Genomic DNA, 13,803 nt, shown 5'->3' with positions numbered 1-13,803 from the left:
GTTAGTTAACTGCCAGCATGGCGACGCGGTAACAACGCAGGCAACGCTCAGCTTCCCTGACCGCCTGACTTTCAGGCATGGCCAGCTCGATCTCTTCGTAGTTGCGGGCGCGCTCGGCACCGTCAATCTTCGGTTGGTGCTCGCGATGCAGGCCACCGACGATGCCGAGGTTCTCTTCCTTGTCGAACACGCCAAGGTTGTTGACGATGTCCTCCATGGCGTCCTCTTCGTCGAGGTAGGCTTTGCCTTCCATCAGGTAGCGGTGCATGGCGCGTGCGGCGCGATGGCCGTGACCGACTGCCAGGACAACGGTCATGGCACCATATTCACAGTCACCACCGGCGAAGACGCCTTCGTTGTCGGTCATCATGGTGCCGCCCTTGGTGACGATACTGTTCCAGCGGGTTTGTTCGATGCCGTAATCACCGTCTTCAAGGTAGCTGAGGTCGGGATCCTGGCCGATCGCCGGGATAACCATATCGCAAGGGATCACATATTCGCTGCCGGGGACTTCCTGGGGACGGCGACGACCTGAATCATCAGGCTCGCCGAGCTCCATCTTGATCACCTCAACACCGACCACCGTGTTGTCTTCGACAATCAGCTTGGTCGGGTTGCGCAGGAACTCGAATTGGACATTTTCCTCTTCGGCGTCATCAACCTCGTAGGATTCGGCCGGCATCTCTTTGCGGGTACGGCGGTAAACCAGGATCGAGTCTTCGCAGCCTTCGCGTAGAGCAACGCGAACGCAGTCGATAGCCGTGTTACCTCCACCGACGACGATAACGCGTTTGGGGGTGACCATGCCCTCACCCAGAGCGACTGCGCGCAGGTAGTGGATGCCACCTTCAGAGAAGCCGTTGTAGCCTTCATCTTCACCTTCGACACCCATCGGCTTGGATTTGAAAGCACCGGTGCCGAGGAAGACCGCGTCGTATTGTTCTTTGAGCTCACGCAGAGAGACATCGCGGCCGAGCTTGACGCCATATTCGATTTCAACACCAAGGTCGGCGATAATATCGGCTTCGCGCTGCAACAGCGGGCGCGGCATACGATAGTCGGGAATGCCGACTGCGACCGTACCGCCCGGCTCGTTGAGCATATCAATAATCTTGACCTTGTGCCCTTCGAGCGCCAGGTAATAGGCGCAGGTCAAACCAGCAGGGCCAGCACCAACGACGATGATCTTCTTCCCCGTCGGTTCCTTGGCTTTATGCGGTGGTTCTTGAACGTGCAGCAGTTCATGATCGGAGGCAACCCGCTTGAGGACCATGATGCTGACGGGCTCGTCAATCAAGGCACGGCGACAGGCCGTCTCGCATGGATGCGGACAGACGCGACCACAGACAGCCGGGATCGGCATGCGATTACGGATGGTTCCGAGGGCCTCATCGTGGCGATAATCCTTGATCTCCTCAATATAGGCCGGGATATCAATATGCGCCGGGCAGCGATCCATGCAGGGCGCCGTCAGCTTGTCGCGATAGCCCTTTGCCTGTTTACTCTTGCGCTCACCACGCAAAAAGGCCAGGTAGTCTTCACGGAAATATTTAACCGTATCGAGAATCGGTCTGGCCGCTGTCATGCAAAGTGTGCATTTGCAGTTGTCGAGCAGGTCGCTCAACCCGGTCAAGGTGTCCAGATCGTTCTCTTCGCCGTGTCCGGCAAGAATTCGTGCCAAGGTATCCATCATGACCCGCGTCCCACGTTTACCGGGGGTGCACTTCGCACAACAGTACTTCTCCTGGACACGCTTCATATACTCAGCGGCCATGGTGACAATATCGACATCTTTGTCCAGGACGATAACGCCGTCCCAGCCCATGAAGGCGCCTACGTTGCCTTCGTCAAGATAGTTGCCCGGCAGCTTAAAGGCAGCAGCTTCCGGCTCACCACCCTGCCGATTGTCGATCACCTTACCGCCCCAGCTGGAAAAAACGACTTCAGCCAAGTTGAACCTCCCATTTCGGTCAGTTTTTCGGCACACAAAAAGACAGCAAAAAAGCGCCTCGGCGCTTTTCAGGTCGTAGTGTAGGCCTTGTTTTCATTAACTCATTTTGTATACAGTATGCAGGTAAATACCATAACGATGCTTGGAAAATCAAGGGAAATTTAAGCTGTGATAGCACCATTTAACGGGCTTTTTATGGGGCTTCGACAAGTCTTTCACCAGGGTGGCATCCTGGAGGGGACAGACCATTTTTTTTTAATCAGAGAGAAAGGGCCGGCAATGGCAATCTGGCTCTGCTTTTAACGGCTGCCTGATGAGCCCTTATCGACAAGATCTTTCATGGAAAGTCGGGAAAGGAGGTGATGATCCGGAAGCCTTTTTGTGCAGAGTCTTCACCGGCAAAATAAACCCAGTCCTGATCGAAACTGAAGGTTTTCACCGAGACCGAGGGCAGCAGGTAGTAATCCATTTCGATCGATGTTTCAAAACGCCGGCCTTCTGCCTTTTCCTGCAGGTCCAGAAGCCTGACATCGGTGATATGGATATTTTTGAGCTTGTTGAAGGTGGCGAGGAAGTCCTTGCGATTCTCAGGAAGCATGAACTCTGCGGCAACCTTGTACTGCTTCCAGCGGAGTGCATTCATGAAATCATTACGGCTCAATTCAGCAACCTCGTTGACCGACTTGTCAAGATGACTACTGCACGCCAATAGGGAGAAAAGGATGGCGGATGCGCAAAAAAACTTCATAACGTTAAAAATCACCGGATTTTCCTTTCTGCAACTTGCATCTTGCCCGGTCTCGGGTAGGATTAACTTCTCAAAATGAAACAGAACTTTCGGGACGTGCGGCCATGAGCATCAAGATAGAAATCTACACCAAGCTTTATTGCGCCTATTGTGAGCGCGCCAAAGAACTTTTACACATCAAGGGCGTCAACTTTGTTGAATATGATATCACTGATGACCGGCTCAAGGCAGCAGAAATGCAGCAACGTGCTCAAAGCCAGAAGGTGCCGGGCATTTTTATCAACGATACTCCGATTGGTGGTTGCCTGGAACTCTTCGATCTCAACGAAAAAGGTGATCTGGACACCCTGCTCGGCTCTTCTTTTTCATCAAACGAATCCTTTTAGTCCCTTCAGTGTCTCCCCTTCACAGCTCTCTCCAAAAAAGAAAACCTCTTGTTTGACTTCTCTGACGGTTAAAACGGCGCTGTTCTGAGAGCCGCTGTTTCCTCGATGAATTGGCGCAGAATTGCAGCTGTCAGGCCCCATATGGTGTGCTCTTCGAACTCATAAAAGTCGACCGGATGGGTGCGGCCGAGGTGTTGCCAGTTTTCGATACGATGAGTTGACGGCTTGCGAAAATGATCCAGCGGGGCCTCGAAGATACCGGCAATTTCAAAAGGATCGTACTGCAGGTTATCGGGAAGTGGGATGGTGCCGACAAAGGGCACCACGTGATAGCCGTGTACCGAATAGAAATCATCCAGGCGCCCGAGGACTTCTACGTGCGAGCGGGCAATGCCGAGTTCTTCTTCCGTTTCACGCAGGGCCGTGGCACTTAAATCCTTGTCACTTTGATCATAACCGCCACCGGGAAAAGAAATTTCCCCGGCGTGGTGTTCAAGATGGGCCGTGCGCTCGGTAAAGAGCAGGTAGTCGCGGCCATCGCGCTGATAGAGAGGAATTAGTACGGCGGCCGGTCGCAAGGAGGCAACCGGTATGGTTGTTTTGGGAAAAGCCTGCAGATGGCTGGCCAGGTGATTGCGGTCAAGCATCATGCGCTTGTGTTGGCGGCGTTTTCCCGTAAGGCGGTCATGGTCGCGGCGTAATTCTCGGTGTTGAAAACGGCGCTACCGGCAACCAGAACGTCTGCGCCCGCAGCCACCACTTCACGAATATTGTCGATCTTGACGCCGCCATCGACTTCCAGCTCAGTTGAGAGGCCACGTTCTGTGATGCGTTGACGCAGCGCACGGATCTTGTCGAGGGCCGACGGGATGAAAGACTGTCCGCCGAAACCGGGGTTGACCGACATGATCAGGACCAGGTCAAGCTCGTCGAGAATGATATCGAGAGTCTCTACCGGTGTGGCCGGATTGAGCGAGACACCGGCTTTCTTGCCGAGGCTCTTGATCAATTGCACGGTGCGATGCAGGTGCGGCACGGCTTCCTGGTGGACGGTGATGATGTCGGCGCCGGCCCTGGCAAAGTCCGCAATATAGAGATCCGGGTTCTCGATCATCAGGTGTACATCAAGAGGCTTGGCGGTGACTTTACGCAGGGCCTCAACCACCAGCGGACCGATGGTGATGTTGGGGACAAAGTGACCATCCATGACATCGATGTGAATGTAATCGGCGCCGGCACGGTCGACCGCCTGAACGTCTTCTCCGAGACGGGAAAAATCAGCGGAAAGAATCGATGGGGATATCTTGATCATTTGCAACTCCGGTCAAAAGTGAACCCGCTATGACCACGAAGATCACGAAGGGTAGGAAGAAAAGATAAACAATGAACCTTTATAACCTATTTGAAAATGTTTTGACCAGTCAGCTTTTAATAAGCCGTGTTGCAAAAAAGGCGTCCATACCATCATGATGATGCGGCAAGGTCCGCACACAACCTTTATCGGTGGTCATTTCTTGCCATTCTGTTGGCAAGAGAGTGCGAAAATCTTCCTGTTTGAACCCTGGGTGAGTCGCGAGAAAATTATGCACGATGGCGTCGGTTTCGGCGGCGGTGAAGGTACAGACCGAGTAGAGCAGGTGACCGCCGGGGCGTAGCAGGGGGGCCACCTGCTTGAGAATGGTACGTTGCAGTTCGACCAGTTCCTTGATGTCGGCCGGCCGCCGACTCCAGCGGCTTTCGGGGTTGCGGCGCAGCACGCCAAGACCGCTGCACGGCGCATCAACGAGGATCCGGTCAAAACTCTCCGGCGCAAGAAATCCCGGTTTTTCGGTGAGATCCCAACGGCGGGCTTCGATGTTTTGGGCCCCGATACGGTTCGCTCCCTGGGTGATCAGATCGACACGCTGGGGATATTTTTCAAGGGCGATAATCTCAGCCTGATTGCTGGTTATTGCAGCAATATGCGTGGTCTTGCCGCCGGGGGCGGCGCAGCTGTCAAGAATTCTGTCGCCTGGTTGAGGGTCGAGCAGGTGAGCCATCAACATACTGGCTTCATCCTGAACCTGGTACCAGCCGTCACTATCTCCAAGGAAAGGCTGTGCTGCGCGTTTCTCAACAATGATTCCTTCGGGCGCGTAGCGGCACGGCCTGGAGGTATGTCCTGCTTCAGCCAGTGCGGCCAGCAAGGTCTCGCGATCGATCTTCAGGGTGTTGGTTCGCAGGCTAAGTGGCGCAGCTTTGGTAAAAGCTTCTGCCAGAGCCTGGGAGTCAACGTTGGGAAATTGACGCAGTAACTCTTTAGCAAGCCAGGGCGGCAGACTGCAGTTATGTTGCAAGTAGGCTTTCAGGTCCTCCGGTGTCGGCCATTTGATCGTGTCTTGTTCACGGATCAGATTGCGTAGCGTGCCGTTGACCAAGCCGGCAACCCGCCCCATACCAACCTGGTGGGCCAATTCAACAGTGGCATGAACTGCCGCGTGTGGCGGGATACGGTCGAGTTCGAGCAACTGGTAGGCGCCGAGACGCACCAGGAGCAGGGCGTTTTTTTCGAGGCGCTCTAGAGGTTGTCGGGAGAAGTGTTGCAGCGCAAAATCGACCCGGCCGCGCAGGCGCAGGAGGCCATAGACCAACTCGGTCAGCAGGCCGCGCTCGCGCGGATCCATCCCCGGATGGCGAACAAGGTAGCCATCCAGAAGGCGGTCGGCGTAACCGCCCTCTTCTACACGTTGCAGGATCTCGTACGCCCCGTAGCGGGCGTCCAAGGGGTTTGGTTGTGCGTAGTGACTAGTCATGTGGGCTTCTTTGTCGAGGGAACCGTAAAAAAGGGGACGTAAAACGTCCCCTTCAGCAGGCGTAAATTTTATAGAGCCATCTCTTCAAGACGACGAATCCGTTCGGCCATCGGCGGGTGCGTGGTGAAGAGTGCTTTAACACCACCACCTCCGCGCAGAGGATTGACGATAAACATGTGCGCCGTCGCCTCATTAACCCGTGGCATGGGTACGCTCTCGTTGGCGTTCTCGAGTTTGCGCAGGGCGTTGGCCAGGAAAAGCGGGTTGCCGCAGAGCTGGGCGCCGCCCTTGTCGGCTTCAAACTCACGGGAGCGGGAGATCGCCATCTGGATCAGCATGGCAGCCATCGGCGCGATGATGGCCAGAACGATCAGGGCGAGTGGATTACTGTCTTCTTCGTCGCGGCCAAAACCACCGAAAATAGCTGCCCACTGGGCCATGTGCGCCAGGTAAGCGATGGCTCCGGCGATGGTCGCGGCGATCGAACCGATCAGGATGTCACGGTGCATGACATGGCTCATCTCGTGGGCCATGACCCCTTTCAGTTCGTCACGGGAAAGAACCTGCGTGATCCCTTCCGTCGCAGCAACAACTGCGTGCTCGGGGTTTCGGCCTGTGGCAAAGGCATTGGGGGTCGCTTGTGGCAGGGTGTAAACCTTGGGCATCGGCAACTGGTTGGTCTGGCAGATCTCAGTGACAACATCGAAAAGCGGACCGCTGGTCACCTGATTCCCTTTATACATCTTGATAACGATCTTATCGGAAAACCAGTAAGAGCCCATGTTTATGCCGCCGGCCATGATCAGGGCAAAGAGAGCGCCGCCTCGACCGCCGATCATACCGCCGACAAAAACCAGGCCGAGAGTTAAAACCGTGAGAAGGATAGCCGTGCGGAGAATGTTCATTGCGCAAAAGCCTTTTCGTCAAAGGGTTGATGGATGTTTTTCACTCAACTGAGAGTAATAATGTAGCTACGAATCACCGGATTTCAAGTGTTACAGGCGATTGGTCCTCTCTTATTCCATCATTGCGCCGGCTTCCAACGGGCAGCCGCGTAGAAAATCTGCCGCAGTCAGGCGTTTACGCCCGGCCAGCTGCAGCTGCTGAATCCGTAGCGAGCCACTGCCGCAGGCGACACAGACGCCGTTCTTGCCGGCCGCGATAACGCTGCCAGGCAGGCCTTCTGCCGCTTCCGGGCTGGTTTCGGCCAACTTGAGGAGCTCACCGTTGAGGGTGGTGTAGGCGCCCGGCCAGGGGTCGAGACCACGCACATGGTTGTGAATTTCCTGAGCCGAGCGGCCCCAGTCGATGCGGCCGTCTTCCTTTTTCATCATCGATGCGTAAGTGCTCTGCTCGTCATCCTGTACTTCTCGCTGCAGGGTGCCGGCACAGAGTTGTCGCAAGGTCTCTTCCATCGTCTCCCGGCCAAGGCTGGCCAGGCGATCATGCAGTTCACCGGCGGTTTCTTCTGGCCCGATCGACAGGGTCTTTTTCACTAGCATGTCGCCGGTGTCGAGACCGACATCCATGTACATCGTGGTAATGCCGGTTTCCGTTTCGCCGTCTATGATCGCCTTGTTGATTGGCGCGGCGCCACGGTACTTGGGCAACAATGAGGCATGGACGTTGATGCAGCCATGGGCGGGAATTTCGAGCACGCTCTTCGGCAGGATCTGGCCGTAAGCCACCACCACGATCAGGTCGGGGGCGAGAGCTTCGAGCTCGGCGACAGCTTCCGGCTGACGCAGCTTGAGCGGTTGGTAAACAGGGATGTCGTATTTTTGCGCCAGCTCCTTGACCGGTGGCGCCGCCAACTGCTTGCCGCGTCCTTTCGGACGGTCGGGCTGGGTATAGACGCCGACCATTTTGCAGCCTGCATCAATTAAGCCCTGCAGGGTCTGCAGGGCGAAATCGGGGGTTCCCATGAAAACGGTTCGTAGTTCCTGTGGCTGCATTTACATCTGCTCCGTTAAATGTTCCTGGATTTTCTTCCACTTCTTGCGAAAGATGCTGCGCTTGAGTGGTGAAAGGTGGTCGACAAAGAGGATGCCGTTGAGATGATCAATTTCATGCTGGCAGGCGACCGATGTCAGGCCTTGTGCCTCGATAACGTGGACCTTTTCATCCAGATCCTGAAAACGCACCTTGACCGTGGCGCTACGGCTGACCTTGGCATAGTACTCCGGTACCGACAGGCAGCCCTCTTCCTCGAAGCATTCACCTTCCTGATCGATCACTTCCGGATTGACCAGAATCAGCAGCTGCGCATCTTCGTCCCGCGCGGAGCAGTCGATCACGGTCAAGCGCTTGCTGATACCAACCTGGGGTGCGGCAAGGCCAACGCCCGGAGCGGCATACATGGTCTCTGCCATGTCGTGGGCCAGTTGACGCAGGGAATCGTCGAACTCAGTCACCGGCTCGGCAACTTTTTTGAGAACCGGATCGGGGTAATGTCGAATTTTAAGTAAAGCCATAACTGTTCCTTAAAGATTAAGAGCCTGCCGATCAGTATCGCCAAGCTTTGATGTTCCTGATAGATCAATGATAGATGTGATTTTCGGTGCAAGTCAACCTTGCTTTCTCTGACAAAGCGGTCCTCCGTACTTCTCGGCAAGATTAGTCTTGCATAATGAGAGTATTTTATGGTATTTCCGCAGTTCTGATTCTATCTTATTGATTTTATTTTGTGCTGAAAATGGAGGGGGCAATGTCCTGTATCAAGGACTGGCCCGTGGCCGACCGGCCGCGCGAGAAGCTTCTGTCTAGAGGCTCGGCAACACTCAGCGATACGGAATTACTGGCGTTGATCCTGCGTAGCGGACATGCAGGAAGTGGCAGCAGTGCGCTTGACCTGTCCCGGCAGCTGCTGAACCGCTTCGGTTCCCTGCGTGCCATGGTCTCGGCAACGGCGACCGAACTCTGCGAGGAGCCCGGCATCGGTCCGGCCAAGGCCGCGGAAATTCTCGCTCTTGGTGAATTGGCCCGTCGCTTTGCCGCAACTCCCCTGGCCGCTGGAGCACGTTTTACCAGCTCCCGGCAAGTCTTTGCCCATTTCCACGAACGTCTGCGCGATCGTAAAAAAGAAGTCTTCCTCACCCTGCTGCTCGACAGCAAAAACCGCGTTCTACGCGAAATCCAGGTTTCCGAAGGGAGTCTCAACGCCAGCATCGTGCATCCACGCGAAGTGTTTCAGCCGGTGGTCCGAGAATCTGCCGCCGCCGTACTTTTTGTCCACAATCACCCGTCAGGCGACCCGGAGCCAAGCCGTGAGGATCTTGAATTAACAACCCGATTGCGTGATGCCGGAGCCTTGATGGGGGTCAGGGTACTTGATCATATTATTATCGGCAGTGGCCGTTATATCAGTCTGGCTGATCGGGGATTGATCGGTTGAAATCGATTCTTATGATGTTTTGTTATCTATCAACGTTTGTCAGGAGGGGAAAATTCGATGTGTCAAGGCAGTGGAAAGGAAGGTTTTACCCTAGTGGAGGTGATGGTGTCGCTGGTGATTTTTCTGATCGCCAGCATGGGGCTTTTACCTCTTTTGTTGACCAATATCCAGGTGAACCACGACAACAGTCGGAACGCTCAGGCGCGCAGGCTTGCCGGAGAAGTCATGGCCGAGTTTCAGGTGATCGATTATGCCGGACTGCCGCTTGCTGCGGAGGTGCCCTTGCTGGTCGGAGATCTCGAAGTTCAACCACTGGTTGAACGAGATGTGCCACATCCCGGGCAGAGCAGGATTACGGTTTCGGCAGGCTGGCAACAGCGCGGAGAGAACCATCGCTACCGGTTGCAAACGGTGCGGACGGCACCATGAAAGAAACCGCCAGTGCCGGTGTAACGCTTGTTGAATTGATGGTTGCCATGGCTATTGCGATTGTGGTTGGTACGATGGTTCTGCAGATGATGATCAGCTATCAGTCGCGTATTCTGGTAGAAGTCAGCCGCAATGATCTGCAGGATCGCGCCGAACGGTTGATGCGCTTTCTTGCCAAAGATATCCGTGATGCAGCCTTCCTGCTTGGGTCGAGTCCTACGTTGGCAGATGGCTCTCCCTTGATGCTGACCCACGACAGCCTCGCTGGCGATCCTTTGGAGACCCTGCCCTTCTCGATTCTCGCACAAGACCATGACGACCAGGATGATCTCTTGACGATCGTCAAGGCGGTTTCCTTCTCTCCTCCCATTCACCTCGCACAGGCAGGGCTCGCCGGCGAAGACTCTCTGCTTCTGAGTCGACGCCCCAATCGCAGCCCCGGTTCAACCCGGGAGCTGTTACCGGCACCGGAGGCGATCGGTCACCTGGTCCTTGCCAATCACCGCGTCTCCTACGGTATCCGTAGTGCGGACTTGGTAGTGGAGCTGAATCAAGCCTTGCTTGTGGATGTCCCAATCGAAACCGAGCTGCTTGGGGTGCGGGCCAGCAGTTTCCTGCTTGATTCTTTTGCCGACAGCAAACGTTTGCGGCGGGATGATTTCACCAGTCGTGACATCCTCGATGATGCCGTGGACGGTTTGCAGTTCGAGTATCTGCTCAAGGATGGTTCTCTGGTTCACCAACCGGCAAGACCTCAGGATGTGCGCGGGGTGCGTATCAGTCTCCTGGTAAAAGATCTGCGCGCCGATCGCAACTATGTCGATGAGAAGATCTATACGCTGGGGAATTGTCAATACGGCCCTTATCAAGACCACTATCGGCGCATGCCGCTGTCTCGATTGGTCGAGGTGAAGAATCATGGCTTGTAACGAGCGGGGCATGGCCTTGATCAACGTGGTGATGATCTTGTCCGTTCTTCTGGCGATGGCACATCTCCTCGCCGAGAAAGTCTGGCAATCGACCCGGCAGACGGCAGAAGCCAACCAGCGTGAACAGGTTTTCTGGGCGGCACAGGCGGGGATAGAAGAGGCGCGTCAGCTATTGTCTGATGAATATGCCGGAAGTGGCGGTTGGCGAACTTTGCTTGCCGCCGGGACAACCAGGAGTTACCCGTCAATGCCGGCCTGGGTGATGCAGGTCAACGGTGTCGAGGTTGAACTCTATCTGCGCGACAATCCGGACGGAGATGGCGATGTGCGTCGTGATAACGATCTGAAGGTTTTCGTGCTGGCGCGAGCCAGGGGGAGAGTGAGCGTAGAGGTGATGGTTGAGAGCCTGTGCGGTTTCTCCACTCCGGGAAATGGGGAAGATGATCGCTCTGGTGTCTCGGTGAATGAACTTGCCGACCAACCGGTTGCAACTTACGGGATTTCCGACTGAAAAAGTAAACTTTTCAATAACAGAATTGTTTATAGCCTGGGAGGGGAAAATGAAGACTTGGTGCGCTTATGCTCGATTCATGCTGTGCTGCATGACTGGATTGATCTGCTGTAAACCGCTTCACGCAGGAGACCTGCAGCAGGAATACGTAACCACGACCCCGGTACTCGCCGACGGTGTCCTCTACATCGCCAGCACGTCCTTTCCTGACCATCGCGGCCATCTGCGGGCGATAGATCTTCTCGACACCTTTCCTGCCACCCTCTGGGACGCCGCCGACACAATGCCTCAAGCCGGTAGCGGCGCAGCTCCGGGCGACCTCACAAGTGGAGATCCTCCCACATCGATTAATTCTGGCAACCTTTATCGCAGCATTTTCACGAATCTTGCTGGTGAACAGCTGCCGTTCAATGCGGACTCTCTGACAAGATTACAGCCGGCAATGGCGGTCGATTCGCTTATTGAAGGAGAACTTCTGCTGCACGCCGTGCGTGGGCGACGTGGCGGCAGCACCGAGCTCCCTGCCGGTTCCAGCGAGGACCCCAGGAGGCTCTGGAGCATCAGTCGCTCTTCTCCGGTTCTGGTCGGCAGAAGCCCGGCTAACGACGAAGCCAGCCAGCGTGACCGGGTTCTTTACGCCGGTGGAGAAGACGGCATGCTGCATGCTTTCTTTGTCAGTCCATGGGACGCTGCTAGCAATGATTTCCTGCAAGATGATTCTGAAGCCGGTGCAGAGCTGTGGGCGTATCTGCCCGGCAGTTTTCTCCCTCACATCAAAGGTCAACCGCTCGATGATGACCCGGGAGCCTTGAGCGTACACCTCGATGGCCCGCCGGTTGTCAGGGAATTGTTTCTCGACCTCGAAGGCGATGGCCTCTATCGCTGGCATACCTTGCTGGTGGCGACCGGTACCCTTGTGCAGAGCCGTCGCAGCAACCTCCTTGTGCTGGATATTACTGACCCCTATCAGCCCGAGCTCTTGTGGGAGACGTTGCTGCCGGGCAACGAGATCGGTCGAACCCGCGGTGTCACCATTGGTCGCTGCGGTTCGGTAACCGAGACGAGAGATTGCATATACCTGACCGCGGATTCCGTTGGAGGTGACGGCCCGGCAGCAATTCACGCTCTCGCGCTGACCCTGGGTTCGGGGCAACTCCTCTGGCAATTTACCGCGCCTTACCCGATAAGCGGTGCTGTCGCCGAGGCCACGCCGGCGGTTCCTGCTCTGATGGACCTAAACGGTGATCAGCGTAGCGACACCCTAGTCTTCGGCGATCTGGTCGGTCGTCTCTGGGCCCTTGATCTCGTCGATGGCCGTGCCCATGGTGATGCTCCTGTCTATGTCGTCCCTGGTGCTGCTGAAGAGCCAATCGGTGCGGGTGTGGCAGTTCACGGTCGTTTAGCGATCTTTGGTAGCGGTGGGGTGGAGGGAGCAAACGCAAATATCCCCTATGCTCTTTATGCTGTCGAGATTCTGTCCGGCGGTGGTCGTTTGCGTTGGCAATATCCTCTTCTGCCGGGTGAAAGAGTCTGGGAGACTCCTCAACTCGATGCCGCAGGAACTGTTGTTTTTGCGACAGCCCGTGATTACCACTCTCTCCTGTCCTCCGGTGAGACGACCACGCATGGTCGTCTTGTTGCGCTCAATGAGGCTGGAGAAGAAAAATTCAGCCGGAATCTCGACGCGGCGACGATCGGACGCGTTGTGACCGCGCCGGGTGTGGTGGTTGCCGTGTCTCTGACAGGAGAGGTGACCCAACTGGGTACGGCCAGCCGTTTACTGGGCCCGGTCGGGGGACAGGGCTCCGTCAAGGTCCTGTCCTGGAGGCAACAATGAAGACTCTCAGCTGTCTAGAGGCCCGCAAGGTAAAAGGTGTCCATAAATCCCGTGGTTTCACCCTTTTGGAATTACTTCTGGTGATGTCTCTGCTCGGCATCATGGCGGCATTGGCGACCTGGGGAGGGCAGAAGTTCGCACGTGATTGGCAACTTAAAAGGGCTGGTCACCAACTGCTCGAAGATCTCAAAGCGTTGCAGTGTCGGGCGGAAGGGGGCGGCAGCTTGACCCTGAACAATGGAGCCCTTGTCCTGCAGCGGACTTTCCTGGTTTTTGATCCTGATGCGAGTGTTTATACCGCCTATGCATGGCAGGATGATAATGCTAATGGCGTTGCAGAGACAGGCGAAGCGGACCTGCTCTGGCAGAACAGTCTGCCGCCGGGAGTTTCCTTTGGTTGGGCTTCCGGCATTGATCGTCGTGCCTGCAGCAACAACAACGGGGCTCCGGGAAGCGCTGTTTCTTTTGCCAGCCCGAATTATCCTCCCTGTGATGATAAGCCGTGTATCAAGTTTGATAATAATGGTTTCAGCATGATGGGCCCGGGGGCGGTTTACCTGACCCGGGGTGAGCAGAGTCTGGCGGTTACCGGGACCAGGCCGGGGCATTTTACTCTGTGTGAGTGGGATGGGGGACGGTGGAGGTAAGGTTAAACATATCAGTCATTGTGGCGATTTCTTGAAATCAGAGGCAAAAATGGCGTGTTTCTTTGCTTGTTTTCTTGTTTCCGCCGGGACAAAAGGAAGGCGCCTGGCGGGATGTCTCTTGCAAGTTTTGGTCAAGTTTAAGAGGTTCTCTTCAGCTTTTGCATATAAGCACCTGGCGT

The 13,803-nt window shown here is 55.6% G+C and carries 15 protein-coding genes; 7 read left to right on the top strand and 8 right to left on the bottom strand.

Translation table 11 applies throughout. From position 1 onward, the window contains the following. Position 1 precedes the first annotated feature (1 nt). Positions 2-1,951: an FAD-dependent oxidoreductase gene (locus P9J64_08355; GenBank protein ID MDG5468328.1), complete on the bottom strand. Its 1,950-nt coding sequence runs from the start codon at positions 1,949-1,951 to the stop codon at positions 2-4. Between the two features lie 337 nt (positions 1,952-2,288). Next, the gene (locus P9J64_08350; GenBank protein MDG5468327.1) at positions 2,289-2,699 is read right to left on the bottom strand and encodes a hypothetical protein; all 411 of its coding nucleotides are present in this window, start codon (positions 2,697-2,699) and stop codon (positions 2,289-2,291) included. 104 nt (positions 2,700-2,803) lie between these two features. Between P9J64_08350 and grxC the strand changes: the two genes are divergently transcribed. Next, positions 2,804-3,085: a glutaredoxin 3 gene (gene grxC / locus P9J64_08345; GenBank protein ID MDG5468326.1), complete on the top strand. Its 282-nt coding sequence runs from the start codon at positions 2,804-2,806 to the stop codon at positions 3,083-3,085. A gap of 68 nt (positions 3,086-3,153) precedes the next feature. Here grxC and P9J64_08340 read toward each other — a convergent pair whose 3' ends face one another. The 6 genes from P9J64_08340 to def form a co-directional block, all read right to left on the bottom strand. Next, positions 3,154-3,735 (bottom strand): CoA pyrophosphatase, encoded by a 582-nt coding sequence (locus P9J64_08340; protein ID MDG5468325.1) that lies wholly within the window; start codon positions 3,733-3,735, stop codon positions 3,154-3,156. Beyond that, positions 3,732-4,397, bottom strand: coding sequence for a ribulose-phosphate 3-epimerase (gene rpe / locus P9J64_08335; protein MDG5468324.1), 666 nt, complete (start codon positions 4,395-4,397; stop codon positions 3,732-3,734). Before rpe ends, P9J64_08340 begins: the two co-directional genes overlap by 4 nt. 109 nt (positions 4,398-4,506) lie before the next feature. After that, on the bottom strand, positions 4,507-5,877 hold the full coding sequence (rsmB, locus tag P9J64_08330; protein MDG5468323.1) for a 16S rRNA (cytosine(967)-C(5))-methyltransferase RsmB: 1,371 nt from the start codon (positions 5,875-5,877) through the stop codon (positions 4,507-4,509). A gap of 68 nt (positions 5,878-5,945) precedes the next feature. Then, positions 5,946-6,782, bottom strand: coding sequence for a zinc metalloprotease HtpX (htpX, locus tag P9J64_08325; GenBank protein MDG5468322.1), 837 nt, complete (start codon positions 6,780-6,782; stop codon positions 5,946-5,948). 111 nt (positions 6,783-6,893) lie between these two features. Further along, positions 6,894-7,832, bottom strand: a complete 939-nt coding sequence (gene fmt / locus P9J64_08320) for a methionyl-tRNA formyltransferase (GenBank protein MDG5468321.1) — start codon at positions 7,830-7,832, stop codon at positions 6,894-6,896. Then, complete coding sequence (gene def, locus P9J64_08315; protein MDG5468320.1) at positions 7,833-8,351, bottom strand: peptide deformylase; 519 nt, start codon at positions 8,349-8,351, stop codon at positions 7,833-7,835. Positions 8,352-8,584: 233 nt separating this feature from the next. Here def and radC point away from each other — a divergent pair, with 233 nt between their 5' ends. From radC to P9J64_08285, 6 genes are read left to right on the top strand one after another with little or no spacing between them, the layout of a single operon-like run. Beyond that, positions 8,585-9,271, top strand: a complete 687-nt coding sequence (gene radC, locus P9J64_08310; protein MDG5468319.1) for a DNA repair protein RadC — start codon at positions 8,585-8,587, stop codon at positions 9,269-9,271. A 57-nt stretch (positions 9,272-9,328) separates the two neighbouring features. Continuing rightward, entirely contained in the window at positions 9,329-9,700 is a 372-nt protein-coding gene (locus P9J64_08305) for a type II secretion system protein (GenBank protein ID MDG5468318.1), read from the top strand. After that, on the top strand, positions 9,697-10,629 hold the full coding sequence (locus P9J64_08300; protein ID MDG5468317.1) for a PilW family protein: 933 nt from the start codon (positions 9,697-9,699) through the stop codon (positions 10,627-10,629). Before P9J64_08305 ends, P9J64_08300 begins: the two co-directional genes overlap by 4 nt. Further along, entirely contained in the window at positions 10,619-11,140 is a 522-nt protein-coding gene (locus P9J64_08295) for a hypothetical protein (GenBank protein MDG5468316.1), read from the top strand. Before P9J64_08300 ends, P9J64_08295 begins: the two co-directional genes overlap by 11 nt. Positions 11,141-11,189: 49 nt before the next feature. Further along, complete coding sequence (locus P9J64_08290; protein ID MDG5468315.1) at positions 11,190-12,977, top strand: PilC/PilY family type IV pilus protein; 1,788 nt, start codon at positions 11,190-11,192, stop codon at positions 12,975-12,977. Further along, positions 12,974-13,624: a prepilin-type N-terminal cleavage/methylation domain-containing protein gene (locus tag P9J64_08285; GenBank protein MDG5468314.1), complete on the top strand. Its 651-nt coding sequence runs from the start codon at positions 12,974-12,976 to the stop codon at positions 13,622-13,624. The genes P9J64_08290 and P9J64_08285 overlap by 4 nt, the downstream gene beginning before the upstream one ends. Positions 13,625-13,803 lie beyond the last annotated feature (179 nt).

It is taken from the genome of Deltaproteobacteria bacterium IMCC39524, from assembly GCA_029667085.1.
GTDB lineage: Bacteria > Desulfobacterota > Desulfuromonadia > Desulfuromonadales > BM103 > M0040.
Note: the sequence above shows the minus strand (reverse complement) of the source record. Positions and strands in the feature narration are given on the sequence as shown.

What these genes read in the sequence shown, in the direction of transcription:
- P9J64_08350 (MDG5468327.1), bottom strand. Translation starts at nt 2,699, where the DNA reads ATGAAGTTTTTTTGCGCATCCGCCATCCTTTTCTCCCTATTGGCGTGC.
- grxC (MDG5468326.1), top strand. Translation starts at nt 2,804, where the DNA reads ATGAGCATCAAGATAGAAATCTACACCAAGCTTTATTGCGCCTATTGT.
- P9J64_08340 (MDG5468325.1), bottom strand. Translation starts at nt 3,735, where the DNA reads ATGATGCTTGACCGCAATCACCTGGCCAGCCATCTGCAGGCTTTTCCC.
- rpe (MDG5468324.1), bottom strand. Translation starts at nt 4,397, where the DNA reads ATGATCAAGATATCCCCATCGATTCTTTCCGCTGATTTTTCCCGTCTC.
- rsmB (MDG5468323.1), bottom strand. Translation starts at nt 5,877, where the DNA reads ATGACTAGTCACTACGCACAACCAAACCCCTTGGACGCCCGCTACGGG.
- htpX (MDG5468322.1), bottom strand. Translation starts at nt 6,782, where the DNA reads ATGAACATTCTCCGCACGGCTATCCTTCTCACGGTTTTAACTCTCGGC.
- fmt (MDG5468321.1), bottom strand. Translation starts at nt 7,832, where the DNA reads ATGCAGCCACAGGAACTACGAACCGTTTTCATGGGAACCCCCGATTTC.
- def (MDG5468320.1), bottom strand. Translation starts at nt 8,351, where the DNA reads ATGGCTTTACTTAAAATTCGACATTACCCCGATCCGGTTCTCAAAAAA.
- radC (MDG5468319.1), top strand. Translation starts at nt 8,585, where the DNA reads ATGTCCTGTATCAAGGACTGGCCCGTGGCCGACCGGCCGCGCGAGAAG.
- P9J64_08305 (MDG5468318.1), top strand. Translation starts at nt 9,329, where the DNA reads ATGTGTCAAGGCAGTGGAAAGGAAGGTTTTACCCTAGTGGAGGTGATG.
- P9J64_08300 (MDG5468317.1), top strand. Translation starts at nt 9,697, where the DNA reads ATGAAAGAAACCGCCAGTGCCGGTGTAACGCTTGTTGAATTGATGGTT.
- P9J64_08295 (MDG5468316.1), top strand. Translation starts at nt 10,619, where the DNA reads ATGGCTTGTAACGAGCGGGGCATGGCCTTGATCAACGTGGTGATGATC.
- P9J64_08290 (MDG5468315.1), top strand. Translation starts at nt 11,190, where the DNA reads ATGAAGACTTGGTGCGCTTATGCTCGATTCATGCTGTGCTGCATGACT.
- P9J64_08285 (MDG5468314.1), top strand. Translation starts at nt 12,974, where the DNA reads ATGAAGACTCTCAGCTGTCTAGAGGCCCGCAAGGTAAAAGGTGTCCAT.